The 24284-nt window shown below is 69.6% G+C and carries 26 protein-coding genes; 9 read left to right on the plus strand and 17 right to left on the minus strand.

All coding sequences use genetic code 11. The features are described 5' to 3' along the window. Positions 1–42 precede the first annotated feature (42 nt). Positions 43–3285: a S8 family peptidase gene (locus tag OHA18_RS21175; RefSeq protein ID WP_329005899.1), complete on the plus strand. Its 3243-nt coding sequence runs from the start codon at positions 43–45 to the stop codon at positions 3283–3285. 48 nt (positions 3286–3333) lie between these two features. Here OHA18_RS21175 and OHA18_RS21180 read toward each other — a convergent pair whose 3' ends face one another. Further along, complete coding sequence (locus tag OHA18_RS21180; RefSeq protein ID WP_329005900.1) at positions 3334–4326, minus strand: malate dehydrogenase; 993 nt, start codon at positions 4324–4326, stop codon at positions 3334–3336. Positions 4327–4442: 116 nt separating this feature from the next. Between OHA18_RS21180 and OHA18_RS21185 the strand changes: the two genes are divergently transcribed. Further along, positions 4443–5249 carry a spermidine synthase gene (locus tag OHA18_RS21185; protein ID WP_329005902.1) on the plus strand — a complete coding sequence of 269 codons (807 nt, stop codon included), beginning with the start codon at positions 4443–4445 and terminating at the stop codon, positions 5247–5249. Here OHA18_RS21185 and OHA18_RS21190 read toward each other — a convergent pair. Further along, positions 5212–5748 carry a helix-turn-helix domain-containing protein gene (locus OHA18_RS21190; protein ID WP_329005903.1) on the minus strand — a complete coding sequence of 179 codons (537 nt, stop codon included), beginning with the start codon at positions 5746–5748 and terminating at the stop codon, positions 5212–5214. The two genes, OHA18_RS21185 and OHA18_RS21190, sit on opposite strands and share 38 nt — an antisense overlap. Positions 5749–5805: 57 nt before the next feature. Here OHA18_RS21190 and OHA18_RS21195 point away from each other — a divergent pair, with 57 nt between their 5' ends. Next, positions 5806–6657, plus strand: coding sequence for an MOSC domain-containing protein (locus OHA18_RS21195; RefSeq protein ID WP_329005904.1), 852 nt, complete (start codon positions 5806–5808; stop codon positions 6655–6657). Here OHA18_RS21195 and OHA18_RS21200 read toward each other — a convergent pair. Both OHA18_RS21200 and OHA18_RS21205 read right to left on the minus strand, forming a co-directional pair. Continuing rightward, positions 6654–7103 (minus strand): lamin tail domain-containing protein, encoded by a 450-nt coding sequence (locus tag OHA18_RS21200; protein ID WP_329005905.1) that lies wholly within the window; start codon positions 7101–7103, stop codon positions 6654–6656. The genes OHA18_RS21195 and OHA18_RS21200 overlap by 4 nt on opposite strands. A gap of 132 nt (positions 7104–7235) precedes the next feature. After that, positions 7236–7997 (minus strand): MBL fold metallo-hydrolase, encoded by a 762-nt coding sequence (locus tag OHA18_RS21205; RefSeq protein ID WP_329005906.1) that lies wholly within the window; start codon positions 7995–7997, stop codon positions 7236–7238. A gap of 82 nt (positions 7998–8079) precedes the next feature. Here OHA18_RS21205 and OHA18_RS21210 point away from each other — a divergent pair, with 82 nt between their 5' ends. Then, positions 8080–9033, plus strand: a complete 954-nt coding sequence (locus OHA18_RS21210; protein WP_329005907.1) for a GlxA family transcriptional regulator — start codon at positions 8080–8082, stop codon at positions 9031–9033. On the opposite strand, the gene OHA18_RS21215 is transcribed toward OHA18_RS21210, so the two are convergent. The 3 genes from OHA18_RS21215 to OHA18_RS21225 all read right to left on the minus strand — a co-directional run bounded on the left by OHA18_RS21215 (position 9009) and on the right by OHA18_RS21225 (position 10393). Further along, positions 9009–9269, minus strand: coding sequence for a hypothetical protein (locus tag OHA18_RS21215; RefSeq protein WP_329005908.1), 261 nt, complete (start codon positions 9267–9269; stop codon positions 9009–9011). The genes OHA18_RS21210 and OHA18_RS21215 overlap by 25 nt on opposite strands. A gap of 75 nt (positions 9270–9344) precedes the next feature. Further along, positions 9345–10130: a CAP domain-containing protein gene (locus OHA18_RS21220; RefSeq protein WP_329005909.1), complete on the minus strand. Its 786-nt coding sequence runs from the start codon at positions 10128–10130 to the stop codon at positions 9345–9347. Then, a complete protein-coding gene (locus OHA18_RS21225; RefSeq protein ID WP_329005911.1) occupies positions 10127–10393 on the minus strand; it encodes a hypothetical protein in 267 nt (88 codons plus the stop codon). The genes OHA18_RS21220 and OHA18_RS21225 overlap by 4 nt, the downstream gene beginning before the upstream one ends. 479 nt (positions 10394–10872) lie before the next feature. Here OHA18_RS21225 and OHA18_RS21230 point away from each other — a divergent pair, with 479 nt between their 5' ends. Then, positions 10873–11010, plus strand: a complete 138-nt coding sequence (locus OHA18_RS21230; RefSeq protein ID WP_329005913.1) for a hypothetical protein — start codon at positions 10873–10875, stop codon at positions 11008–11010. A gap of 336 nt (positions 11011–11346) precedes the next feature. On the opposite strand, the gene OHA18_RS21235 is transcribed toward OHA18_RS21230, so the two are convergent. Next, positions 11347–12246 (minus strand): CAP domain-containing protein, encoded by a 900-nt coding sequence (locus OHA18_RS21235; protein WP_329005914.1) that lies wholly within the window; start codon positions 12244–12246, stop codon positions 11347–11349. Positions 12247–12531: 285 nt separating this feature from the next. Further along, complete coding sequence (locus OHA18_RS21240; RefSeq protein ID WP_329005915.1) at positions 12532–12906, minus strand: CAP domain-containing protein; 375 nt, start codon at positions 12904–12906, stop codon at positions 12532–12534. A gap of 55 nt (positions 12907–12961) precedes the next feature. On the opposite strand from OHA18_RS21240, the gene OHA18_RS21245 reads away from it, so the two are divergent. Further along, positions 12962–13234 carry a hypothetical protein gene (locus OHA18_RS21245; RefSeq protein ID WP_329005916.1) on the plus strand — a complete coding sequence of 91 codons (273 nt, stop codon included), beginning with the start codon at positions 12962–12964 and terminating at the stop codon, positions 13232–13234. A 185-nt stretch (positions 13235–13419) separates the two neighbouring features. Here OHA18_RS21245 and OHA18_RS21250 read toward each other — a convergent pair whose 3' ends face one another. Both OHA18_RS21250 and OHA18_RS21255 read right to left on the minus strand, forming a co-directional pair. Next, positions 13420–14085 (minus strand): GNAT family N-acetyltransferase, encoded by a 666-nt coding sequence (locus OHA18_RS21250; RefSeq protein WP_329005917.1) that lies wholly within the window; start codon positions 14083–14085, stop codon positions 13420–13422. A gap of 132 nt (positions 14086–14217) precedes the next feature. Beyond that, entirely contained in the window at positions 14218–15348 is a 1131-nt protein-coding gene (locus OHA18_RS21255) for a GNAT family N-acetyltransferase (RefSeq protein ID WP_329005918.1), read from the minus strand. A 79-nt stretch (positions 15349–15427) separates the two neighbouring features. Here OHA18_RS21255 and OHA18_RS21260 point away from each other — a divergent pair, with 79 nt between their 5' ends. Continuing rightward, the gene (locus OHA18_RS21260) at positions 15428–16240 is read left to right on the plus strand and encodes a DeoR/GlpR family DNA-binding transcription regulator (RefSeq protein WP_329005919.1); all 813 of its coding nucleotides are present in this window, start codon (positions 15428–15430) and stop codon (positions 16238–16240) included. Here the strand turns inward: OHA18_RS21260 and galK are convergent. Together galK and galT are read right to left on the minus strand one after the other, a co-directional pair. Continuing rightward, positions 16237–17367, minus strand: a complete 1131-nt coding sequence (gene galK / locus OHA18_RS21265) for a galactokinase (RefSeq protein WP_329005920.1) — start codon at positions 17365–17367, stop codon at positions 16237–16239. The genes OHA18_RS21260 and galK overlap by 4 nt on opposite strands. Further along, on the minus strand, positions 17364–18410 hold the full coding sequence (galT, locus tag OHA18_RS21270; protein WP_329005921.1) for a galactose-1-phosphate uridylyltransferase: 1047 nt from the start codon (positions 18408–18410) through the stop codon (positions 17364–17366). Before galT ends, galK begins: the two co-directional genes overlap by 4 nt. 167 nt (positions 18411–18577) lie before the next feature. On the opposite strand from galT, the gene OHA18_RS21275 reads away from it, so the two are divergent. Continuing rightward, complete coding sequence (locus tag OHA18_RS21275; protein WP_329005922.1) at positions 18578–19897, plus strand: hemolysin family protein; 1320 nt, start codon at positions 18578–18580, stop codon at positions 19895–19897. On the opposite strand, the gene OHA18_RS21280 is transcribed toward OHA18_RS21275, so the two are convergent. The 3 genes from OHA18_RS21280 to OHA18_RS21290 form a co-directional block, all read right to left on the minus strand. Further along, a complete protein-coding gene (locus tag OHA18_RS21280) occupies positions 19848–21101 on the minus strand; it encodes an MFS transporter (protein WP_329005923.1) in 1254 nt (417 codons plus the stop codon). The genes OHA18_RS21275 and OHA18_RS21280 overlap by 50 nt on opposite strands. Further along, complete coding sequence (locus OHA18_RS21285; protein WP_329005924.1) at positions 21098–21694, minus strand: helix-turn-helix domain-containing protein; 597 nt, start codon at positions 21692–21694, stop codon at positions 21098–21100. Before OHA18_RS21285 ends, OHA18_RS21280 begins: the two co-directional genes overlap by 4 nt. A 65-nt stretch (positions 21695–21759) precedes the next feature. After that, positions 21760–22602: an alpha/beta fold hydrolase gene (locus OHA18_RS21290; protein WP_329005925.1), complete on the minus strand. Its 843-nt coding sequence runs from the start codon at positions 22600–22602 to the stop codon at positions 21760–21762. A 170-nt stretch (positions 22603–22772) separates the two neighbouring features. On the opposite strand from OHA18_RS21290, the gene OHA18_RS21295 reads away from it, so the two are divergent. Next, positions 22773–23156: a YciI family protein gene (locus OHA18_RS21295; protein WP_329005926.1), complete on the plus strand. Its 384-nt coding sequence runs from the start codon at positions 22773–22775 to the stop codon at positions 23154–23156. 79 nt (positions 23157–23235) lie between these two features. Here OHA18_RS21295 and OHA18_RS21300 read toward each other — a convergent pair whose 3' ends face one another. After that, complete coding sequence (locus OHA18_RS21300) at positions 23236–24216, minus strand: N-acetylglucosamine kinase (RefSeq protein ID WP_329005927.1); 981 nt, start codon at positions 24214–24216, stop codon at positions 23236–23238. Between the last annotated feature and the right edge of the window lie 68 nt (positions 24217–24284).

Genomic DNA, 24284 nt, shown 5'->3' on the forward strand with positions numbered 1-24284 from the left:
CCTTGCGCAGACAACCGATTTCTGGGGAGGCCTTGAGTGGCTGTGAGTGCGAGATTCAAGCGCAGAGGAACGCCCGCGATCGCCGTCCTGGCGGTCGCGGGCCTGGCCGCCGGTCTGGCCGGACCCGCCCACGCGGTCCCGTCCGGCCAGGCGGCCACCGCCCGTTCCACCGGGGGCAAGGACGTCAGCGTCACGCTGATCACCGGCGACCGGGTCGTGCTGCCCGGCGGTGACGTGACCAAGGCGGCGATCGAACCCGGTGCAGGCCGGCAGGACGTCGGCTTCAACACCTATCGGACCAAGGACCACACGTACGTGATCCCGGCCGACGTCACCAAGGCAGTCGGCGACGGGCAGATCGACCGCCGGCTCTTCGACGTCGCCGAGCTGGTCAAGGACGGGTACGACGACGCATCGACCAGCACGATCCCGGTCCTGACGACGTACTCCGGTGCGGCGAAGCGCGCCCTACCGGCCGGGACGAGAGTCACCCGCCAGCTGCCGTCGATCGGTGGTGAGGCGCTGAAGGTCGACAAGTCCGATGCCAAGACCTTCTTGAAGTCGGGCGGATTCACCAAGCTGTGGCTGGACGGCAAGCGGAAGATCCTGCTGGACCAGTCGGTGCCGCAGATCGGTGGACCGGTTGCGTGGCAGGCCGGATACACCGGCAAGGGCGTGTCGGTCGCGGTGCTCGACACCGGCATCGACGCGACCCACCCTGACCTCGCTACCCAGGTCGTCGGGGAGAAGAACTTCACCACCGAGTCCGCCGACGACCTCGTCGGGCACGGCACGCATGTCGCGTCGACGATCGCCGGCACCGGCGCGGCCTCGGACGGCAAGTACAAGGGCGTGGCGCCGGACGCCCGCATCTACGACGGCAAGGTCTGCGAGGTCTGGGGCTGCGACGAGTCGGCGATCCTGGCCGGGATGGACTGGGCCGCGACCGAGGTGAAGGCGAAGATCGTCAACCTCAGCCTCGGCGGTCAGGACACGCCCGAGATCGATCCGCTCGAGGAGGCCGTCAACCGGCTGACCGCGGAGACCGGGACGCTGTTTGTCGTTGCTGCCGGCAACGATGGACCGGGGGACGGGACGATCGGCTCACCCGGCAGCGCAGATGCGGCGCTGACCGTCGGCAACGTGACCAAGCAGGACCAGCTCAACATCCTGTCGAGTCGTGGTCCGCGGGTCGGCGACAGTGCGGTGAAGCCGGACGTGACTGCGCCAGGCACGGACATCGTGGCGGCGAAGTCGAAGGACTCGTCGATCGGTGAGCCGGTCGGCGACATGTACTTGCGGCTGTCGGGTACGTCGATGGCGACGCCGCACACCGCCGGCGCGGCCGCGATCCTGTTGCAGGAGCACCCGTCCTGGACCCCGGCGCAGTTGAAGGGCGCGCTGATGGGTTCGGCGAAGGTCGCCGCCGATCAGACGTCGTTCCAGCAAGGCGCCGGGCGGATCGACCTGACCACGGCGATCAAGGCGAGCATCGTCGAAGAGCCGGGCAGCGTGTCGTTCGGCAAGGCGTCGTACCCGCACACCGACGACCAGCCGGTCGCCCGCGAGGTCACCTATCGCAACCTGGGCGACACGGACGTCACGCTCTCGCTGTCGTCAGTGCTGAACGGACCTGACGGTACGGCGGCTCCGGCCGGTGCGCTGAAGCTGAGCGCCGACTCGGTGACCGTGCCGGCCGGCGGTACTGCGTCTGTGCAGGCGACCTCGGACACCAGCCTCGGCGGCGCGGATGGACTGTACAGCGGCCGCATCACCGCGACCGGAGGCGGCCAGACGGTCGTCGTACCAGTCGGGGTGGACAAGGAAATCCCGACGTACACGCTGACCGTCAAGCTGATCAAGCCGAACGGTGCGCCGGATCCGGACTACCCGGTGTCGCTCGCCGGGATCGACAACGACCACTACGAGACGTACTCGCCGGACGAGAACGGCACGGTGTCGATCCGGCTGCCGCAGGGCGAGTACATGCTGAACCAGTTCCAGGAGTTCGAGCGCGGGACGGATGACTGGATCTTCTTCACGCTGCTCGCGCCGAGTGTGAAGCTGACCGCGGACCAGACCGTCGTCCTCGATGCCCGGAAGGCGAAGCCCGTCACCACCTCGGTGCCGAACGCCGACGCGAAGCAGGCGAACTCGGACATCGGCTTCGCGCGGAAGGTCGCGGACGGCATGTACGACTATTCGGCGTCCGGCTTCCGTTCGGGCGAGATGTACACCTACAACGCCGGGCCGAAGCTGCCGGCGTCCGAGTTGACCGGGCACGTGATGTCGCAGTGGGGCGTCCCCGGCGAGGACGGGCTGTTCACGAACACGCCGTACCTGTACGGGATCGCGAACTTCCAGCCGGGTGAGTTCCCCACCGGGTTCGACCGGAAGGTGAAGCAGTCCGACCTGGCGGTCGTGGACAGCACCGTGAACGCGTCCGGCGAAGCCCGCGTGTTCAAGATGCTGGCAGCGATCGAGCCGACCGGCGACAGTGGATGGGCGAGGGTCATCCGCCTCGATGTGCCACGGACGATCCGGTACTTCGTCGACCAGACGCCGTACGGCTGGGCCGGCACGACCGAGCAGGACATCGACGGGCCGGACCACCAGCTGGGGAAGTGGATGCTCGAGGGTGACCCGGTGGTCTACAAGACCGGGCGGCACTACCAGGAGCGGTGGAACGCGGCGACGTTCGTGCCGTCGGTGTACTCCGCCGCGCGGTCCGCGGACCGGATCGACATCAACATGCGCAACCTCAACGACGCGGACGGCCACACTGGCTTGATCGCCACGAAGTCCGCGAGTACGACGCTGTACCGCGATGGGACCGAGGTCGGGTCCTCGGACAGGTTCGGCAGCGTCAGCGCGACGGGTCTGCCGGCCGGCAAGGCGTCGTACAAGCTGGTCACGACCGGCACCCAGGAGGTGTGGCCGTTCTCGACGCGGATGGACCTGGAGGCGACCTTCGCGTCGTCCGCGGACCAGTCGGCGATCGCCATCCACACCGTCGCGTTCCGGCCGGACGTGGACGGGAACAACACGATGGAACGCAAGCCGGTCACGGTCCTGCCGTTCGAGGTCAAGGGCGGTCCGGTGACGAAGGTGCAGCTCCAGTACTCCGACGATGACGGAGCCACCTGGAGGCAGGCGCCGGTCGCCGGCGGCAAGGCGATCTTCCCGACGCCTGCCGGCAAGACCATCTCGCTGCGCTCCACGGCAACGGACGCAGCCGGAGACAGCACCACGCAAACCGTGATCGCCGCCTACGCCATGCGGTGAGAACAGCAGCACGCCCCCGCCGATCGGCGGGGGCGTGCTGTCGGTGGATCAGCCGATCAGGCCGAGCGCCTTCACCGCGTCGCGCTCTTCGCCGAGCTCGGCGGTCGAGGCGTCGATCTTGCCGCGGGAGAAGTCGTTGATCTCCAGGCCCTGGACGATCTCCCAGTTGCGGTCCTTCACGGTCACCGGGAACGACGAGATCAGGCCCTCCGGCACGTCGTACGAGCCGTCGGAGACGACCGCCATCGACAGCCAGTCACCCTCGGCCGAACCGGCCAGCCAGTCGCGGGTGTGGTCGATGGTGGCGGCCGCGGCGGAGGCCGCCGACGACGCGCCACGCGCCTCGATGATCGCCGCGCCGCGCTTCTGCACGGTCGGGAGGAAGTCGTTCTCCAGCCAGGCCTGGTCGTTGACGACCTCGGCCGCGTTCTTGCCGGCTACCTCCGCGTGGAAGATGTCCGGGTACTGCGTCGCGGAGTGGTTGCCCCAGATCGTCAGCTTCTTCAGGTCGGTGACGTGCACACCGGCCTTCTTCGCCAGCTGCGCCAGCGCCCGGTTGTGGTCCAGCCGGGTCAGCGCCGAGAACCGCTCGGCCGGGATGTCCGGCGCGTTGCTCTTGGCGATCAGCGCGTTCGTGTTCGCCGGGTTGCCGGTGACGGTGATCCGGACGTCGTCCGCGGCGTGGTCGTTCAGCGCCTTGCCCTGGCCGGTGAAGATCGCGCCGTTGGCCTCCAGCAGGTCACCACGCTCCATGCCCTTGGTCCGCGGCCGCGCACCCACCAGCAGCGCGACGTTGACCCCGTCGAAGACGACGTTCGGGTCGTCGCCGATCTCGATCCCGGCCAGCGCCGGGAAGGCGGAGTCCTCGAGCTCCATCACGACGCCCTCGAGTGCCTTCAGCGCCGGGGTGATCTCCAGCAGCCGCAGCTCCACCGGGGTGTCCGGCCCCAGCAGGGCCCCGCTCGCGATCCGGAACAGCAGGCTGTAACCGATATTCCCCGCGGCCCCGGTAACGGCCACCTTCACCGGTGTAGTGCTCACAACACGCTCCTTTGTGCTTTGTGGTGCTTCGGACGCTAGCAAGGTCCGACGGTCAGCCCAACGCTGGGGCGGCACGTTCTTCCTCACACTTCCGCGGCGACTGAAATGATGGCCGGGTGGAACGTCGCGTCGGGTCCGGGCTGGCCAGTGTCGAGGCGCAGGCCGACGGCACCTTCGTCCTGCGGATCGACGGGTCGCCGCAGTCGCAGGTCGATCTGGCGGACCCGGCGCACCTGCCGTTCGAGTACATGCGCCGGATCGGCGACGTCGTGGATGTGGTGGCGCCGCGACGGCAGCCGGTCGCGGTGCTGCACGTCGGCGGGGCCGCGCTGAGTCTTCCGCGGTACGTCGCTGTCACCCGGTCGCGGTCGCGGCAGATCGTTCTCGAGCCGGACGAGGATCTGACCGAGTTCGTCCGCGAGGCGCTGCCGCTGCCGAAGCGGTCCGGGATCAAGGTGCGGCCGGTGACGGGACGGGCCGGCATCGGCGAGGTGTACGACGACTCGATGGACCTGGTGATCCTGGACGCGTTCGAGCACGAGGCCGTTCCGGCGAATCTGGTCACCGCGGAGTTCTTCGCCGAGTGCGCCCGCGTACTGCGGCCCACCGGCGTACTGGTGGCGAATCTGATCGACGGGAAGGCCGGGTTGCCGTTCATCCGGCGTACTGCGGCCACCGTGCAGGCGGAGATCGGTGCCGGGGTGGTGCTCGCGGAGCGGAAGATCCTGCGTGGCAAGGGATTCGGGAACGTGATCATGGTCGCGTCACGGCAACCGGTCCCCGACCTCACGGACCCCGGCCGCCGGGCCCAACCGCCGTACGACGTGATGCCGCTGGCAGAGCTCGCCGGGAAAGCGACGCCGCTGACGGACGCGGAACGCTACGTCACGCCGCAGGCGCCGCCTTCAGCCTTCCGGAGCTGACCCTCGGGCCGGAGCTGAGGCGCTCTACGGTGCGGGCGACCGCTGTGCGTTCGGCCGGTGTCGCGCCGACTGCTCGGACGAGCAGGTCGAGCCGGTCCGGACCGGCCAGCCGCGACCCTTGGAACCACGCCTGCAGCGTCGCCCGGGGGATGCCGGTGAGCTGGGCCAGCGCCCGCAACGAGCGCGGACGGGCGAGTGCTGCGACAGCAGCCCCCAGCTCCTGCAGGCTCTCCGCGTTCTCCAGCAGGCCGACGATGTCGCGTGGATCGCGGCTGGCCTGCTCCCAGCGCCGGCGCCAGACCGGCATCAGGTCGGCAGGCACCCCGCAGCCGGTCAGGAACGCGGCGGTGACCTCCCAGGTCGGCAGCTGCTTCCCGTTCGTCGCGCGGATCAGGTGTGGATGCGAGTAGTGCGCGCGGTCGGCCAGCTGCCGGTAGCTCAGCCCGGCATGACGTCGTACCCGCTGCAACGCATCCGCGAACGCCTCGACATCCTCCACGTGTTCAAACATAACTCAACATGTTTCAACAGATCAAGGCCGGTTAGGCTTGACCCTGTGTCCGCCGCAAAGGTCGCTGCCCTGGCCTACTACCCCGTCAAAGGTCTCGCCGGGATTCCCGTCGAGGCAGCAGAGGCCGGCCCGACCGGCCTGCTGAACGATCGGCTGTTCATGCTGGTCGAGCCGGACGGCAGCTTCCTCAGCCAGCGCAAGCTGCCCGCGATGGCGACCCTCCACGCCGAGCTGGCCGGCGACCACCTCCGGCTGTCCGCCGCCGGCGCCCCGGACGTCGAGCTCGAGATCCAGTACGACGGCAAGCGGCGCGACGTCAGCCTGTTCGGGAAGTGGTTCGGCCAGGGCGTCGTCCAGGCCGCGGCCGCGGACGAGTGGTTCACCGCCCGCCTCGGCACTCCGGCGGCACTCGTCCGGGTCACCCCCGAGCACGAGCGTCCCGGCTGGGGCGCGCACCGCGGACTCACGGGGTACGGCGATGCGCACGCGCTGATGATCACGTCGCAGTCGTCACTCGACGGACTGAACCAGCGCATCCTCGAGCACGGCGGCGCTGCGATCCCGATGAACCGCTTCCGGCCGAACATCGTCGTGTCCGGATGGTCCGAACCGCACACCGAGGACAAGGTGCTCCGGATGACGGCCGGCGCGGTCGAGATCGGCTACTCGGCGCGCGGCATCCGGTGTGCGGTGCCGACGGTGGAGCAGTCGACCGGCGTCAAGTCCGGTCCGGAGCCGACCAGGACGCTGGCGACGTACCGGCGCGAACCGGCGTACGGCGGTGGCGTCAGCTTCGGCGTCAAGGCCGCGGTGCTTGCCGGAGGCGCCATTCGGGTCGGCGACGAGATCGCCGTCCAGGAATGGATCCCGGACGGCGCCGATCCCGCGCAGGACTAGCAGGCGACTCGCGACCGGCCGGTGACGGCCTTGTAGGTGCAGGTGTCGAAGGTCTTGCCGGCCGGGGTCTGGAAGCGGGCGGTGTCACCTTCGTTGTTCCAGATGTACCAGCTCTGGTTCCAGTACAGCGTCTGCGCCCGGTTCCGGTTCTTGCCGGTGCGGACGATGACGGTTGTCCGGCCCGGCAGCACGTAGCCGCGCGGGAACACGAACAGGTGGTTGGCCGCATCCAGCACCCGGAAGCCGGACAGGTTGATCGGCCGGCTGCTGATGTTGCGGACGGTGAAGAACTCGTTGTTCAGCTGGGCGTTGGTGCGGACGTCCGCACCCGGCGGGTCGTACTGGATCCCGCTGAGTACGGCGGTGATCGCCGCGTCGGCCGTCAGTGGTGCGAAGACCGCCGTACCGGCGAGCACCACGGCCGCCGTCGCGGTGGAAAAGAGCATGCGGAAGCGTCGTGCGAACAACAGAATTCCCCCTCGGCAGTGGGCCGAATCTCCCCCCGGCCCGGTGAACACAGCTGCCGGTTCCCCCCGGCGGTCGCACGCTAGTCGTTACGCTCCGTGCTCGTCAAGGGCTCAATCAACGGTCGTCGCGACGCCGTGCTCGAGCACCTTCACGCGCTCGATCAGCCCGGCCGCACGGAACGCGGCAACGAACTCGTCCGGCCCTTCGGTGAAGTGCGCCCAACCCTCGGTGTGCACCGGGACGATGGTCGCCGTACCGAGCAGTCGCGCCGCCTCGACCGCCTGGGCCGACGTCAGCGTGAGGTTCGCGCCGTCGAGCAGAGCGGTCCGCGCCGCCCCCGCGAAGAGGATCGCGACGTCGATCGGCGCGAACCGGTCGGCGATCTCCTTCACCAGACCGAGTGACGCGTTGTCGCCGGCCACGTAGACGGTCGGAAGGCCGTCGCCCTGCAGGACGAACCCGGTCACCACGCCGAGCACCTTCTCGGCTCCTTCCGGGCCGTGCAGCGCAGGTACGCCGGTCACCGTGACGACGCCGCCGTCCGGCCGGGGCAGGTCGATCGACTCCCAGTTCTCCAGCCCGCGGACGCCGGGGATCCGGGTCGCCGCGCCCGGGGTCGACAGGACGGTCGGGATCGTCGGCAGCAGCGCGCGGCCGGCGTCGTCGAGGTTGTCCTTGTGCTCGTCGTGCGAGACCAGAGCGACGTCGATCGGGCCGAGCTCGGCGGCCGGGATCGCCGGGCCGATCAGCTTGCTCATCACCCGGCCCGGCAACTGGTAGTCGCGGGGCTCGTCGAAGGCGGGATCGATCAGGAACTTCAGGCCGCCGAGGTTCAGGACGGCGGTCGGGCCGCCGATGTGCGTGATCTCCATGTCCACGATCTTCTGCCTTGCCGAGGTGTCTGACCATTGGCCCGGGAGCCGTAGTTACCGAAGATCGGGCCATACTGTCTTCATGCGTACTGTCGCGGTCTTCGCGTACGACGGGATGAGCCCGTTCCACCTGTCCGTACCCTGCCTGGTCCTCGGCGAGCGGCGCGGTCGCTCGAACCGGTACGACGTACTCGTCTGCGCGGAGGAGCCGGGATCGATGCGGACGAACGCCGGGTTCGGGATCAGCGTGGAGCACGGGCTGGAGGCGATGGAGCGGGCCGATGTCGTGGTGCTGCCCAGCTGGGAGCCCGGTCGGCAAGCGTCCGCCGTACTGCTGGACGCGATCCGGCAGGCGCATGCGCGCGGGGCGACCGTGGTCGGGTTGTGCGTCGGGGCGTTCCTGGTGGCGGAGAGCGGGATCGCCGCGGGGCGTGAGGTGGTGACCCACTGGCGCTGGGCGGACGAGCTGCGGGCGCAGCATCCGGAGTTGGCCGTGCGGGCGGACGTGCTGTGGTCGGACCTGGGCGACGTCATCACCTCGGCGGGTACGGCGGCGTCGCTGGACTGCTGTCTGCACCTGGTCCGGACCCATCACGGGGTCGAAGAGGCCGAGAACGTTGCCCGCGACATCGTGGTGGCGCCGCATCGGAGCGGGTCGCAGGCGCAGTACATCCCGGTGCCGGTGCCGCCGGATCCGGGCGACGACGTGATCGAGAAGGCGATGGTGTGGGCGCGGGCGCGGCTCGATCAGCCGGTGTCGCTGGACGAGTGGGCCGGGGCGGTGGCGCTGTCGCGGCGTACCTTCACGCGGCAGTTCCGGGCGCGGACCGGGAGCTCGGGACAGGCCTGGTTGCTGCGGCAACGGCTGGACCGGGCGCGGTTGTTGCTGGAGACAACGGACCTGCCGGTCGAGCGGGTCGCGGCGTCGAGTGGCTTCGGCAGCAGTGACGCGTTGCGCCATCACTTCCACCTGCTGCTGGGGACGACGCCGCGGCGGCACCGGCAGGAGTTCTACAGCAGCACGAGCAGGATGTAGAGCACCGGCGCGGCGAACGTGACGAGCAGGATCCAGGCCATCATCCGGTGGCCGGGCTTGCCGCGGTCGAGCGACGAGGCGAAGTACAGGACGGCGCCTTCCTCGGTGTGCCGGCTCAGCCCCATCCGCCTGGCCTCCTCGGGGCGCGGATCCGGCCGCTCCTCGGCGAACGCGTCCGGATGGATCCCGTAGTGCGCCGGCCCGGCCCGATCCACGTCGTCACGCTCGGAAAACATCCAGCCTCCCCCGGGTTGGTGGACCAGGTCGTCCAACCATGGTCGCACCAACCGGCGGGAATCGTGCCGTGGTGACTACGAGAAGTCGGCCACCCACGCGTAGCGGGTCGGCTTGGAGCCGATGCAGAGGCCGAGCAGGTCGATCGCCGTGCAGTGCGCGTACCCGATCCGGCCGACGCCCAGGGTGGTCAGGCCGCAGTTGAGGATCGTGCCGCGGCTCTGGGCCATCATCTGGTCGTACGCCTGCTGGGCGTTCCAGTTGTCGCCGCCGGCGGTCGACTTCGAGGAGCCGGAGCTGTTCGTCGCACCGGACTTGGCGCGGCTCTTGGCGTCCGAGCGGGCGCTGCCGGTCAGGTCCGGGTCCTGCTCGAGCGGCTGGCAGCCGGCGTTCTTGCGGGCGCTGTCGATCATGTCGAACAGCTGCGACTCGTTGGCGTCCATGCCGCCGTCGCGCGCCGGAGGTGGCGGCGGGGGCGGTGGCGTGGTCTGAGTCGGTCGGCTGGTGGAGATCGTGCGGCCCGGTGAGGTCGGGGCGCTGGTCGCCTTCTCCGAGGTGGGCGAGTCCGTCGGGTCGATGGTGCTCGGGGTCTCCGACGGGACCGTGGTCGGGGAGGCGGAATCCGTCGGTGTGTCCGTCGGAGTTGCCGTCGGCGTGGTGGTCGGGGTGACCGTCGGGCTGCTGGTCGGGGTCGCCGTCGGCGGGACCGTCGGCCGCTTCGTCGGGGTCGCGACGGCGGCCTTCGTGGTCGGGGTGATGTACGTGTCGTCGGTCCGCGTGACCATCGGCACCGACGCGTCCGCGTCGTCGTTCTGCGGCTGGTGCAACAGGATCCACGAGATCGGCGTGATCACCAGAATCACCGAGGCAACAGCAATAATCGACCGCCGCCCCCGAGCAGACCGTCCACCCCCAGCAGCCCGAGCCGCAGCCCGCCCACCTCTCCCAGGCCCACTACCCCCAGGCCCGCCACTTCCAGGCCCAGAAGCCCCATGCCCGGCAGCCACATGTGCAGACCCAAGCCGCTCATCCCCACCAGCAGCCAAACCAGCACCAGCCGAGCCAGTACCAGCTGAGCCGAGGCCGGAAGTGCGAGCACCTGAGCCGAAGTCAGCCACGCCGGCATCTGCGCCGGCCGCACCTGCGGTGGTCGCGCCGAGACCGGCCACGCCGGCCGCGGCCGTACCCAGTCCAGGCGTCTCAGTGCGGGCCGCTCTCGCGCGGGGCTCGGCGCCTGCGCCTCGGCCGGTTGCTGCTAGGGCGTCGGCTGCTGAGGCGGCCGGCGTCGAGCTGCGGCGGGCGGCAGGCGGAGGGGTGGTGTCCGGCCTGCTCGTGTCGAGGGAGGCCCAGTCGTCGGATGCCCGGCGGATGGACCAGGTGCCGGCGGTTTCACCCAGGCCGGTGCGCTCGGTCGGCTCCGGCGTCTCCGGACGACGTGCCGCCCGGCGCGCGCGGCTCGGCTCCTCGGGCTCCGTACCGGCAATGGACTGCTCGACCCACGACGGCGTACCACCGGCAGGACGCCTCGCCGCGAGACCGGCGTCCTCAGCCGGCGACCGCGTGGGGAGTCCGGAGGTCGCATCCTCCGGTGCGGTGTAGCTGGGCATGCCGCCGCGCGGGGCGTACTGCGGTGTGGCCGGGCGGGACTGGTTGCCGCCGGCCCAGAACGGGGACTCGTTGGACGCGCCGGCGTTCTGCGCGGTGGCCCAGAAGGGCGACTCGTCGCTCGTGCGCGGTGCGTAGCGGGGTGGTTCTGGTGGTGCGGGCGGGGTCGATTCCGCGGGCGGGGTGGACCGGTTGCCGGAGCGCGACGAGCGGGTTGCCGCTCGGGTCGCCTTCCGGCGTGGTTTGTACCGGCCGTTTCCGGACTCGGACATTATTTCGTTGTTCCCTTCAAAGTCGCGCCCCCAAGACGTGCCTCATCAGCCGTCTCACCGGAGCCCCCCAGGAACGTCCGGCGACATGACAAGGTCGGATCTACCCGCGGCGACCGGCCGTGAACCGGCCGGACATTGTGGGCCTGAGACAACGTCTCGGCCGCACTCGGTGATCTGCACACAATGACATCCACAACCGGCCTCAGCTCCGGCCGAAGTCCTGGACCCAACTGCCTGGTCCGTAGTCCGACTTGACCTTCCCCGGGTCGTAGCCGATGCCGATCGTGGTGAACCGGCAGTTCAGGATGTTCTTGCGGTGGCCGTCGCTCTGCATCCAGGCCGCGACCACCTTCTGCGCGCTGTCGTAGCCGGCCGCGATGTTCTCGCCCCAGCTCGACCCGCGGTACCCGTCGGCCGCCATCCGGTCGCCAGGGTCCTGACCCTCGGGGTTCGTGTGGTCCATGTAGTGCCGCCGGACCATGTCGGACGCGTGCTCGCCGGCTGCCTCGACGAGTGCGCTGTCCAGCCGGAGCGGGCCGCAGCCCTGCTGCTGACGAATCTGGTTGGTGTACTCGAGGACCTGCCGCTCCTGCGCGTTCGTACCGCCACCACTGGGCGGCGGCGCAGTGTCGCTCGGCGTCGGCTCGGTGGTCCGCGTCTTCGTCGGCGTACTGCGCGGTGTCGTCGTCGCGGTCCGGGTCGGCTTGGGCCGCCCGCCGCTGGTCGTCCGCGTGCCACCCGGCGAGGCCGAGGTGGTCGGCGGCACGGTCACCGTCGTCACGCCGACAGTCGGAGTGGTCGGCGTGGTGAGTACGCCGGTGGGCGTATCACTCGGCGTACCAGGGCTGGTCGGAGTCGCTGATGTCGACGTCGAGGTCGCGGCCGGACCGAGTGCCGGCGTACCGACGACGGCCGTGGTGGTGCGGCCGTTCGGCAGCGTCTTGGTGATGGTGACGAGCGGGGTCCCGGCCGATGTGCCGGTGGATCCGCCGTCGACGCGGGAGTTCTCGGAGACGTTCAGGACCTTGGTGGCGTCGTCGACCCTCGCGTTGTCACGGGACATCAACCACACGACCGGTCCGATCGCGAGCAGAACCGACAACGCACTGACGACAGGGCCGATCAGGCCACGGCTCCGCCGGGGAGCTCGTCTACTGCCGCGGTGCCGCCGGGGGGGAGGCGAATCCGTCATGGGATGGGCGAATCCTCTTCGTTTTTTCGTTGTGCCGAGTGTCGCGTCGTTCCCCGTGGTCCAGCCAGGTCCCCCCTGGTTACCGAACAGCGACCTTAACGGACCCGCGAGGTCATCGTTACAGGTCCGCGACGCCTCTTAACGATTCCCGAAGGTTCTCGGCCAACGATTAACGAACAGTGCCTGAACCGGCGATCACCCGCCGAAGTCCTGGACCCAGCTGCCGTTGCCCCAGTCCGGCTTGACCTGGCCGCTGTCGTACCCGATGCCGATCATCGAGTACGTGCAGTTGAGGATGTTCGCGCGGTGGCCCGGGCTGTTCATCCAGCCGGTCACGACCGCGGACGGGCTCGAGTAGCCGACGGCAATGTTCTCGGCCATCGCACCGCCCGCGAACCCGGCCGCCTTCATCCGGTCGAACGGGCTGCGGCCGTCCAGGCTGTCGTGCGCGAAGTAGTGCTTGGCAACCATGTCGGAGGCGTGCGCCTGGGCCGCTCTGATCAGCGCGCTGTTCGTGCGCAGCGGTCCACAGCCGGCCTTGGCGCGCTCCTGGTTGGTCAGGGCAAGCACCTGTGCCGCGGATCCGCCACTGGGCTTGGTACTTGCCGTCGGCTTCGGTGTCGCGGTGCGACTGGGCTTCGACGTCGGCTTGGTCGTCGACTTCGTGGGCCTGGGGCTCGGGGTGCGGGTGCTGTCCCGGCTCGGCGCCGTCGTCGAGCGGGTCGGCGTCGGGGTTTTCGTGGTGGCGCGCGTCGGCGTCGGTGTCGGCGTCGTACGGCGGGGTGTGTACGACGGACTCGTCGGACGGACCGGAGTCGCCTTGGGAGCGTCGTCACTGGCCGGCGCGACGGACGTGATCGGGGTCTCCTGGCTCGTCACCTTGCTGGAGCCGGTCTGACGTACGACGAACCACCCGACGCCGACCAGCAGGACCAGAGCCGACAGCGAAGCGATGAGAGGTCCGGCCACACCACTACCGAGTGACCGTTTGTGGTTCGTCATGGTCTGCACCTTTGCCCAGGTCGGCGTTTGCCGACCCTTCCCCAGACCTCACTTCACGAACCTTTGACTATCGCAGTCGTTTCAAACGGTTGAGCGGGCTATGACTATGTCGGCGATGACCTTCCAGCCGAGGCTTCGGTACAGGCGTAGGCCGTCGATGGACGCGATCAGGATGCCGCGTTTGGCGCCCTTCGCCGCGGCCGCCTCGACCAGGGATGCCATCACCGCGCTGCCGAGCCCGCGCCGCCGGTGGGCCGGGTCGGTCTCGATCCGGTCCGCGACCGCGTCCGGACCGACGACCGCCATCCGCCCGCTCGACACCACTCCGCCGTGCAAGGTGGCCCGGGTAATGATCAGGTCGTCCTCCAGTTCGGTGTGCAAGGCATAGCGCTCGTGCAGCTTCAGCGCCGGCTGCTCCGAGAGCTGGATCGTCATCAGCCAGTCCTGGTCCTGCTGGACCTCGAGGCCGAGATCCTCCAGCTGCTCGATCCGCGCTTCCTTGTCGTCGGTGGCCAGGGTGATCCAGCCCGCGCCGCGCCCGCCGCCGTCGGCCGAGGCCAGCTGGGCGGCTCGCTCCACGCGCTCCGGTTTGTCGTCGGCATCCAGTACGACGTACTCCGTCGGCCGGCTCTCCTCACCCGCACGGACGATCAGGATGCCGTCGTTGTCGTCCTCCACTGTGGTCCAGCCCCGCGAGACGGACCACCCGGCCTGCCAGCGGCGGACGAGCTCCTCACGATCTCTCACCTGTCGATTCAAGCAGCCCGCAACCGTCACGGCGAGGGGAACTGGTGTCGCTTGACACCAACTGGCCGTGAATTTCCGCCTGCAGCGCGTCACCACTACCGTTCGGCTGCGCACAGCGCAACCCCTGACGCGTCAGCGGGCGGGGTAGTCGTCGGCGAGGAGGTCGTAGGTGAACTCGTTGTCATAGCTCCCGTCGCGGCGGGGGTCGGCGCGGCGTTCGTTGGCGACCCGGGTGAAGCCGTTGACCTCGGCAACGTGCGCGGATGCGGGGTTCACGTCCGCGCACCTGATGACCAGGCGCCGCCGGCCCAGACCGCCGTCCTCGATCGGCCGGAACGCGTGCGCGACCACCAGCTCGACCGCCGTCGACATCACCTTGCGGCCCCGCGCCTCCGGGTGCATCCAGTACCCGATCTCGCCCTTGGTGGGGTCGTGCCGGCCCTTCAGCGCGAAGATGCTGACGTTCCCGAGCAGCTCGTCGGTCGCCGCGTCGGCGATCGCCCAGGCGACCGCCTCACCGCTCGCCGCCGTATCCTGCCGGCCGGCGATGAATCCCTTGGCGTCGTCCAGCGTGTACGGCGACGGCATGCCCGACAACCACTGCTGGGTCCGCTCGTCGTTGCACGCTTCCATCACCCGCTGGGCGTCCGAGTCGCGCAACGCGCGCAGCCGGATCCCGCCACCGTCGAGCTCGGGCACGGTCCACCAGTTGCCCTGCGGCTCGAGCTCCTCGTCGCGCGCGACCGATGCGACCCATTCGTCCTTCCGTACGCCGCGCTGCCGGCCGCCGCCCGGGATCGTGACGAGCCCGCGGAACCCGGCCTTCCAGGCGACCCGGCGGCTCGCGTAGTTGCCGACGAACGCGCGCCAGATCACCCGCTCCCAGCCGAGCCCGTCGAACGCGTACCGCACCGCGAGTTTGAGCGCGCGGGTCATCACCCCGTGGCCGCGGACCTCCGGCGCCAGCGCGAACCCGACCTCGCCGACACCGCCCTCGCCGTCACCGAGGTCGATGGTCCCGGCGTACCGGCCGTCGTACTCGATCGCCCAGGCCCACATCGTGTTCTCGCGCCAGCCGGTCGGGACCACTTCGGTGAGGAAGTTGACCGCGTGCTCCTGCAGGTACGGGACCGGGATGGTGGTCCACTGCTGCATGACCGGGTCCTGGCAGATCCGGTAGGCAGGGTCGACATCATCGGCGGTGTGGGCACGCAGCGTCACGACGCCGTCGGTCAGCACCGGAACGTCCTCGGGGAATCGCATACCTCAGGGTGACGCGCTGCCACCGGGTGAGCAACGCATTTCCCTGACACCGGGAGCATTCGAGATTAGGCTGTCGGGTGTGAACGCAGCCGGAGCAGAGCCGCCACGCGGCCGGGGTGGGCAACTGGCCGCTCAGCGACAGGCCACGATCGTTGCCGAGGTCAACAGTCGCGGCGCGATCACGGTGGCCGAGCTGGTCGATCGGTTCGGCGTGTCGGACATGACGATCCGGCGCGACCTGGACGCCCTGGACTCCAGCGGCCTGCTGCACAAGGTGCACGGCGGCGCGACCTCGGTCGGTCTGCGCAGCGCGCACGAGCCCGGCTTCGACGCCAAGCTGACGCAGGAGTCCGCGGCCAAGCAGGCGATCGCGGCCGAGGCAGCGACGAGAGTCCAGCCCGACAGTGCGATCGGCATCGGCGCCGGTACGACGACGTACGCGCTGGCTCGTCAGTTGCTCCGGGTGGAGAACCTCACCGTCGTGACGAACTCGGCGCGGATCGCGGATGTGTTCCACGGCAACGGCCGCTCGGACCGCACCGTCGTCCTGATCGGCGGCATCCGTACGCCGTCGGACGCGCTGGTCGGACCGATCGCGACCGCGGCGCTGGCGTCGTTGCACCTCGACCTCTTGTTCCTCGGCGCGCACGGTGTCGACGCCGAGCACGGGCTGAGCACGCCGAACCTGATGGAGGCCGAGACCAACCGGTCGTTCATCGCCGCCAGCCGGGAGATCGTCGTCGTCGCGGACCACACCAAGTGGGGGACCGTCGGTCTGAGCACGTTCGCGACCTGGTCCGACCTGGACGTCATCGTCACCGACAACGGCCTCTCGACCGCCGCCCGCAAAGCCATGCGCGACACGGGATGCGACCTCGTCATCGCTTCCTAGCCGAGGCGGGACGCTCCGGCTGACGGGGTTGCGGCGAGGGCGTTGGGGGCGGTGAAACCGTGCTCTGCAAAGGCCTTCTCGATCGCGGCCAGCACCGACTCGGCCGCGTTCGATTCCACCAGCGCGATGATGCAGCCGCCGAAACCACCACCGGTCATCCGCGCGCCGAGCGCACCTGCATCGAGGGCCGTGTCGACCGCTACGTCCAGCTCCGGCACCGTGATCTCGAAGTCGTCGCGCATCGAGACGTGCGACGCCGTGAACAGCGGGCCGACCTCACGCAGCTTGCCGGCGTGCATCAACGCGACCGCGTCCTCGACCCGGCGGATCTCGGTGACGACATGACGAACCCGCCGCCGTACGACGTCATCCGGCAACCGCGTCAGCGCAGCATCGAGGTCCTCGAACGCGATCGAACGCAGAGCCGGTACGCCGAGCTCGGCCGCCGCCTGCTCGCAGCTCTTGCGGCGGGCCGCGTACTCACCGTCGACGTGCCGATGCGGTGCCTTCACGTCGACGACCAGCAAGGCGAGGTCGTCGGCCGCTGGGTCGAACGGGATCTGCTCGGTGGACATCGCGCGGATGTCGAAGTACAGCGCGTGGCCTTCGGTGCAGCACATCGAGGCCATCTGATCCATCAGGCCGACCGGCGCACCGACGTACTTGTTCTCCGCCTTCTGCGCGAGCCGCGCGACCTCGGCGGGGTCGACCTCGATCTCGCGCAGACCGAGCAGTGCGACCAGCGTCGCGCAGAGCAGGGCCGCCGACGAGGACAGACCGGCGCCGGACGGGATGTCGGACTCGAACCGCAAGTTCGCGCCGCCGATCGGGTAGCCGGACTCACGCAGGATCCAGGCCGCACCGGCCGGGTACGCCGCCCAGTCGGCGACCGATGCCGGCGCCAACTCGTCGATCGCGAACTCGGTGACGCCCTTGCGGCCGGCGGAGGCGACCGCGATCCGGCCGTCGTCGCGCTTCGAGGCGGTGACGACGATCCGGTTCGGCAGGGCGATCGGGAGCACGAGGCCGTCGTTGTAGTCGGTGTGCTCGCCGATCAGGTTGACTCGTCCCGGTGCGCGCCAGCTGCCGTCGGGCGCCGTACCGAAAACGTCTTCGAAGGAGCTCACGAACCGACCTTCCGCAGGGTCTCGGCCACGTCCTCGGGCCGGGTGTCGCTGATGAACGCGCCCATGCCGGACTCCGAGCCGGCCAGGTACTTGATCTTGTCCTTCGCCCGGCGGATCGACAACACCTCCAGGTGCAGGTAGCCGAGCTCGCGGTCGATGCGAACCGGAGCCTGGTGCCAGGCGGCGATGTAGGGCAGCGGCTCGCCGTACAGGCCGTCGAGGCGCCGCAGGACGTCGAGGTACAGCTCGGCGAAGTCGTCGCGCTCACCGACCGACAGTTCGTCGATGCCGAACACCTGGCGGTGCGGGTACAGGTGCACCTCGACCGGCCAGCGGGCCGCCTCCGGGACGAATGCGGTCCAGTTGCCGTTCTCGCCGATGACCCGGGTGCCCTCCTTGCGCTCGGCGGCCAGGACGTCGGCGAACAAGTTGCTGCCGGCAACCTCTTGGTGCTCGCGGGCGCGCGCCATCAGGGTCCGCATCCGCGGCGGCAGGAACGGGTAGGCGTAGATCTGGCCGTGCGGGTGGCTGAGGGTGACCCCGATCTCACGGCCGCGGTTCTCGAACGGGAAGACCAGTTCGACGTCGTCGCGGGCGCCCAGCTCGGCGGTCCGGTCGGCCCAGGTGTCGACGACCAGACGGGCCTGGCCCTGGGACAGGTTGGTGAACGACTGGTTGTGGTCGCTGGTGAAGCAGACCACCTCGGTCCGGCCCGGGCCGGCGAACGACGGGAACCGGTTCTCGAAGACGGCGACGTTGTAGTCGTGGTCCGGGATCTCGGTCGGGTTGCCCGGCTTGCTGGCGCACAGCGGGCACTGGTCGGCCGGCGGCAGGTACGTCCGGGTGTTGCGATGGGTGGCGTAGGTGATCACGTCGCCGGTCAGCGGGTCGGTGCGCAGGTCGACCTGCGGCTGCGGGGCGGGCAGGCCGCGGGTGTCCTCGAGCGGAATCCGCACCGGCGTGTCGGCCGGGTCGTAGTAGAACAGCTCGCGTCCGTCCGACAGTTTGGTGTCGGTACGGCGTACACCGCGGGGTGTTTTCATCGTGTGACCCTCCCGGCCGTACGACGCGTCCGGCCAGGAATCATCGTAAACCAACAAACTCGAACAAGCACGGTAGCCCGGGCGACCGGTAGGCTTGGTAGATGGACGACTACGCCCAACGCCCGCCCTCTCGTGGTCTGACGAGAGGGCGCTAGGAACTCCGACCCATGAACGCCACCCTGCTCAACATCGTTCTGATTCTGGTTTTCGTGCTGATCGGCGGGGTCTTCGCCGCGGCCGAGATGGCCCTGGTCTCACTCCGGGAGAGCCAGCTCAAATCACTCTCGCACCGCGGCAGACGCGGCGAGACCGTGGCCCGCGTGGCCGCCAACCCGAACCGGTTCCTGTCCGCCGTACAGATCGGCGTGACCCTGATGGGCTTCCTGTCCGCCGCCTTCGGTGGCGCGACGCTGGCCGACGGCCTCTCGCCGCACCTGCAGAAGCTCGGGCTGCCCGAAGGCCTGGCCAACACCGTCGCCCTGGTGCTGATCACCATCTGCATCTCCTACGTCTCGATCGTGATCGGCGAGCTCGCCGCCAAACGGCTCGCGCTGCAGCGGGCCGAGACGTTCGCGCTCGGCCTCGCGCCGCTGGTCGACAGGATCGCCTCCGGCGCCCGGCCGGTGATCTGGCTGCTGTCGAGGTCGACCGACCTGGTGGTCCGTGCCCTCGGCGGAGACCCGAACGCGAACCGCGAGGTGATGACCGACGAGGAGCTCCGCGACCTGGTCTCGGCGCACGAGTCGCTCGGCGAGGAGGAGCGCAAGATCGTCGACGACGTCTTCGAGGCCGGCAGCCGGCAGTTGCGCGAGGTGATGCTGCCGCGGACCGAGGTGGACTTCGTCGACGGCGAGATGCCGGCGTACAAGGCGGTCAAGTTCGCCGCCGAGCGGCCGCACTCGCGGTACCCGGTGATGAACGGCTCGGCCGACGACATCGTCGGCTTCGTGCACGTCCGCGACCTGTTCGACCCCGCGGTCGCGTCCCGCTCGGTGCGGGTTGGGGACCTCGCGCGCGACGTACTCATGCTGCCGGACACCGCGAAGCTGCTGCCGACGCTGACCGAGATGCGCCGCCGCAGTACGCACATCGCGATCGTCCTCGACGAGTACGGCGGCACCGCCGGCATCGTCACGCTGGAGGACCTGGTCGAGGAGCTGATCGGCGACATCAAGGACGAGTACGACGAGGAGGCGGCCGAGACCACCCGCCTGGGCGGTGGCGACATCGTGGTCGACGGACTGCTGAACCTCGACGACTTCGCCGACGCCACCACGCTCGAGCTCCCCGACGGCCCCTACGAGACCGTTGGCGGATTCGTCGCCGCCCGCCTCGGGAAGGTCCCGTCGACCGGCGACGAGGTCCCCATCGACAGCCACACCCTCACCGTCACCGAGATGGACGGCCGCCGCGTCGCGCGGGTCCGCCTGCACCGGATCAAACCGGAAGCGGAACAGGCCGAGACTCCAGCACCCGCTGCCGAATGAGGACGACGACCCCGCCGACGACGTACCCCAGGCCCTGGAAGACGAGCACCGGGATGATGCCGACGGCGTCGCCGAGGAAGCCGGCCGCGGCGATACCGATCAGGACCGCGACGCTCTCGGCGGCGCCGACCGCGCCGTAGATCCGGCCGCGGGTGCCGTCGACGGTGAGGTTCTGGAAGACGGTCATCATGCCGGCGACGGTGAGCGCGCCCGGCAGCCCGACGACGATCATGCAGGCGAACGCGGGGATCACGCTGTTCGACGCCAGCGGGTAAAGGAAGAGCGTGCAGTCGATCAGGCCGAAGGCGAGGGCGCCGATGCCCCACAACCTCGCCGCCGGCCAGCGGGAGCCGATCGCCGCGGCGACCAGACCGCCGACGATGCCGCCGATGGCCTGCGACGAGACGATCAGGCCGTAGACCTTCCCGTCACCGCCGATCTGGGAGCTGACGAACGGCGCGAACAGCGTGCTCATGATGCCCTCGCCGACACCGGTGACCATGCAGAAGACGAAGAACAGCCGGATCGCCGGGCCCGCGACGCACAACCGCAGACCTTCGGTCCACTCTTCCTTGAGCCGCTTGATCGCACCGCCGGCGGTCTGCTCCGGGTTCTCCGGCCGGACCTGACGGTGCCGCATCCGTGCCACCAGGACGACCGCGATCAGGAACGTCGCCGCATCGCCGAGCGCGAGCAGCGTGAGTCCGCCGGCGGCCGCGAGTACGCCTCCGAGCGCTGCGCCGATCAGGCGGGCGAGGTCGCGGATCTGGCTGTTCAGCGCGTTGGCCGTCACCAGTTGCTCGTCGTTGACCAGGACCGGGACCAGCGACTGCTCGGCCGGCTGGAAGAACTGCTGCAAACAGCTCTGCGCCAGCACGACGCCGTACACGATCCAGATCGAGCTCTTGTCGTGCACGGCGATCAGTGGCAGCAGGACGACGGCGTTGAGCACATTCGTCACGATCATGGTGGTGCGCTGGTTCCAGCGGTCGACGAAGACTCCGGCCAGCGAGCCGAGGACGACGGCCGGCAGGAACGACGCCAGCAGCAGACCACCAGAGGCCAGCGTCGAGCCGGTCAGCACGTACACCTGGAACGCGAGCCCGGTCCGCAGCAACCAGTCGCCGATCAGCGAGATCAGGCCGGCGCTCAACATCAGGCGGTAATCACGCTGCCGGGCAAGGACGCCCCACAAGTCCTTCATCTCTCCTCCTCGGGGGAGACCGTGACGATCTGGGTGAACGAGACGTGCCGGCTGTCCGGCGGGCGGGTGGACTTGTCGTCGATCGGCCGCTCGTCGACCCAGCGCTGCAGCAGGGCGTCGACCTGCGTGACGAGCTCGGCCAGTTCGTCGGCGGTCAGGTAGAACCCGCTCTGCCCGATGCCCGAGTTCTCCCGCCAGACGGCGTCCTCGGTCTGCCGTTGCTGCTGCCACTGGCTCAACCGCTCGAGCGCCCGCTCGGCCAGCAACTGCTCGAGTACGTCGGCGGCCGCGGCGCCCTCCGGGGTCGCGGCCGCGTCGCGCCACGACTGCGACGTCGACACCAACCGCCACGGCCGCTCCCGGTTGTCCTTCCCCGGAGCCGGCTCGACGAAGTCGTACTTCGCCAGCTGCCGCAGGTGGTGCGACGCCAGCGCCTGACTGATCCCGAGCCGCCGCGCCGCATCCGCCGCGGTCATCGGCCCCTCCCGCCCCAGCAACGACTGCAGATCCAGCCGCACCGGATGCGCCATCGCCCGGATAGCCAACGGATCATCCAGCAACCGGGACCGCCGCGGATCCTTCTCCAAAGACATGCTTGGAATATGCAACACACCGAATCCGATGTCAAGCTGTTGCTTGGAATGCTGGGTCGGTACGGTCAGCCGGTGTGTTCGCGGATCCATTCGAGGGCGGGTTCGGCGTGGGCCAGGACCGAGATGTGGCCGTCGCCGGGGTGCAGGTCGAGGGTGGCGGTGGGGAGGTTCGCCGCGAGCCAGTGGCCGTGTGAGCAGGGGATGATGCCGTCGGTGGTGCCGTGGACGAGGAGGGTGGGCGCGGTGATCTTCGTCGGGTCGCAGGCCCAGTCCGTGACGTAGGAACAGTCGTCGTCGATCAGGCCGTCGGGGCCGTTGGGCATGGCCTTTTCGCCGGCGACCGAGCCCAGCCAGCCCCACGGGCCGTCGAACATCGCGACGTCGGCTGCGGTGAACTCGGGGTCGTACTCGACGCCGGACGTCTCGTGCCGCACCTTCGCCTCCCGGCCGGCGGCCGCCGCATGGAGGGAGGCGAGTCCGGACGCGATCATTCCGTCGTACCAGTCGAGACCTTCGGCGTCGTACGGCGCGATCGCGGCGAAGGTGGCGACCGCCTCGACCCGCTCGCCCAGGACCGCGGCAGAGCCGAGCGCGTACGAGCCGCCGCCGGAGTACCCCATCAGCGCGAACGTCCCGATCCCGAGCGTGTCCAGGACCGTGGTCAGGTCGGCCGCGACCGACGCCATCGTGCGGCCCGGAGCCGCGGTCGAGCCGCCGTACCCGGGCCGGTCGAACGAGATCCACCGGATCCCGAGCCACTCGCCTGCCTCGAACAGCGGCACCGGCGGCGTACCGAGGTTCGGCGTGCCGTGATGCCAGACGACAGCCAGCCGCCCGTCGTCACCCGGTGCGCTGTCGTACACGTGCAGGGTGCGGCCGTCGGGCAGCTGGAGGTCCGTCTCGTCCATGTCACTCACCTTAGGTTCGTCGAGGCCTGCTGCGCGGTACGTCGGACAGCCGCCGCGGAGCTCGACATTTCGGGGCATCCAGCACTGCCCAAGAGCGAAATGTCGAGTGTTCCCGATCGCTTCCGACCTCTGCTGCGAAGATCCACCCAGACTCCGAAAGGACACCGAACATGAAGTACCTGCTGCTGATCCACAGCAACCCGATCACCTGGGGCCACCCGTCGTTCCTGCACACCGAGGAGGGCAAGAAGCTGCCGAAGAAGGCCCGCGACGCCCTGGCCGCGCAGCTCGACAAGCTGCTGGACGAACTCCACACCTCCGGCGAGCTGATCAACGCGGTCCCGCTCGACCCGCCGTCGAAGACCCGGGTCGTCCGGGTCCGCGAAGGCGTCCGCGCAACGACCGACGGCCCGTACTCCGAGGCGAAGGAGCAGCTTGCCGGCGTCTTCCTCATCGACGTCGCCAGCCCCGAACGCGCCGAAGAGGTAGCCGCCACCATCCCCGAGGCGGAGTTCGTAGCCGTCGAGGTCCGCCCGGTCTCAGTCTTCGACTAGTACTGAGGTCAGCCCATCGCGGCACTACGCGCGGCTCGTCCCTCGCCGGGCGTAGCACGGGCGGGCGAACCACCTACGCCTAATGTGCGACCAGGCGTAGGTGGTTCTCGTTGGTGGCGAGGGCGGGGTCGAGGGCGCCCAGGGCCAGCCAGGTGGCGCCGCCGACGCCGTCGCGGGCGGTCAGGACCTCGCCGGCGAAATGTTGCCGGATCAGTTGGCCGACTGGAGATGATTCACCCGCGACGCTGCCCGCGAGCACCATCGGGCCTCTGTCCGACGTTGTCTTCAGCCGCGCGACTGTTTCTGTGAGCAACTCGGCTGCGCGTTTCACCAGGCCCCGCGCGGTCTCGTCGTCCTGTGCGTACGCTGCCATCACCGCGGGCGCCAACTCGGCGAGCATGACCGGAGGGCGGCTGTTCACTGTCCTCACCAGATCGTCGCGCAGTGCGTCGTACCCTTCACGGTGTGCAGTCGAATGCTTGTCCCGATCGGGCAGAACCGTTTGTACGACGGTCTGCTCGAGCAGGCCGAGCGGCTCCCGGAGATCGAGTGCTTGCAACACACTGCGCACAGCCTCCCGGCCGAGCCAGAAACCGGACCCGTCGTCGCCCAGCAGCCAACCGTGTCCGCCGGCCGTCCGCAGCAGTTGGTGATTGCGGACCAGGCCCGCGTTGCTGCCGGTGCCCGCGATCAGCACGGTGCCGTCCGGTTCCGGCGTACCTGAGGCGAAAGCGACCTCGAGATCGCCGATGTACTCGGGGGCGACGGTCAGGCCCGCGCCCGTCCAGGCCGCCTCGAACTGCGCAGCTACATCGGGGCGCGCGAGGGCCACGCTGCCGGCCATGCCGACCACGCTCGCCTTGACGGCGGCCGCGTCCAGCCCGGACAGGGCGGCGTGAAGGGCCTGGCCGAAGTTGGCCGCCGCGCTTGCGGGGTGGCTGGTCGGATTTCCGCCCGCGGCGGCACCGCGACCGACTACGTTGCCCTCAGGGTCCGCGATCACGATCCGGGTGGAGGTCCCGCCCAGATCGCCGCCGAGGACCAGTGGGCCGGCTGGCATCAAGACCACTTCGTCGGCAGGTGGGGCGGAAGGGTCCGGCAGGGGACGTTCGACCGACATACGCAATG

Source organism: Kribbella sp. NBC_00709 (genome assembly GCF_036226565.1).
GTDB lineage: Bacteria > Actinomycetota > Actinomycetes > Propionibacteriales > Kribbellaceae > Kribbella.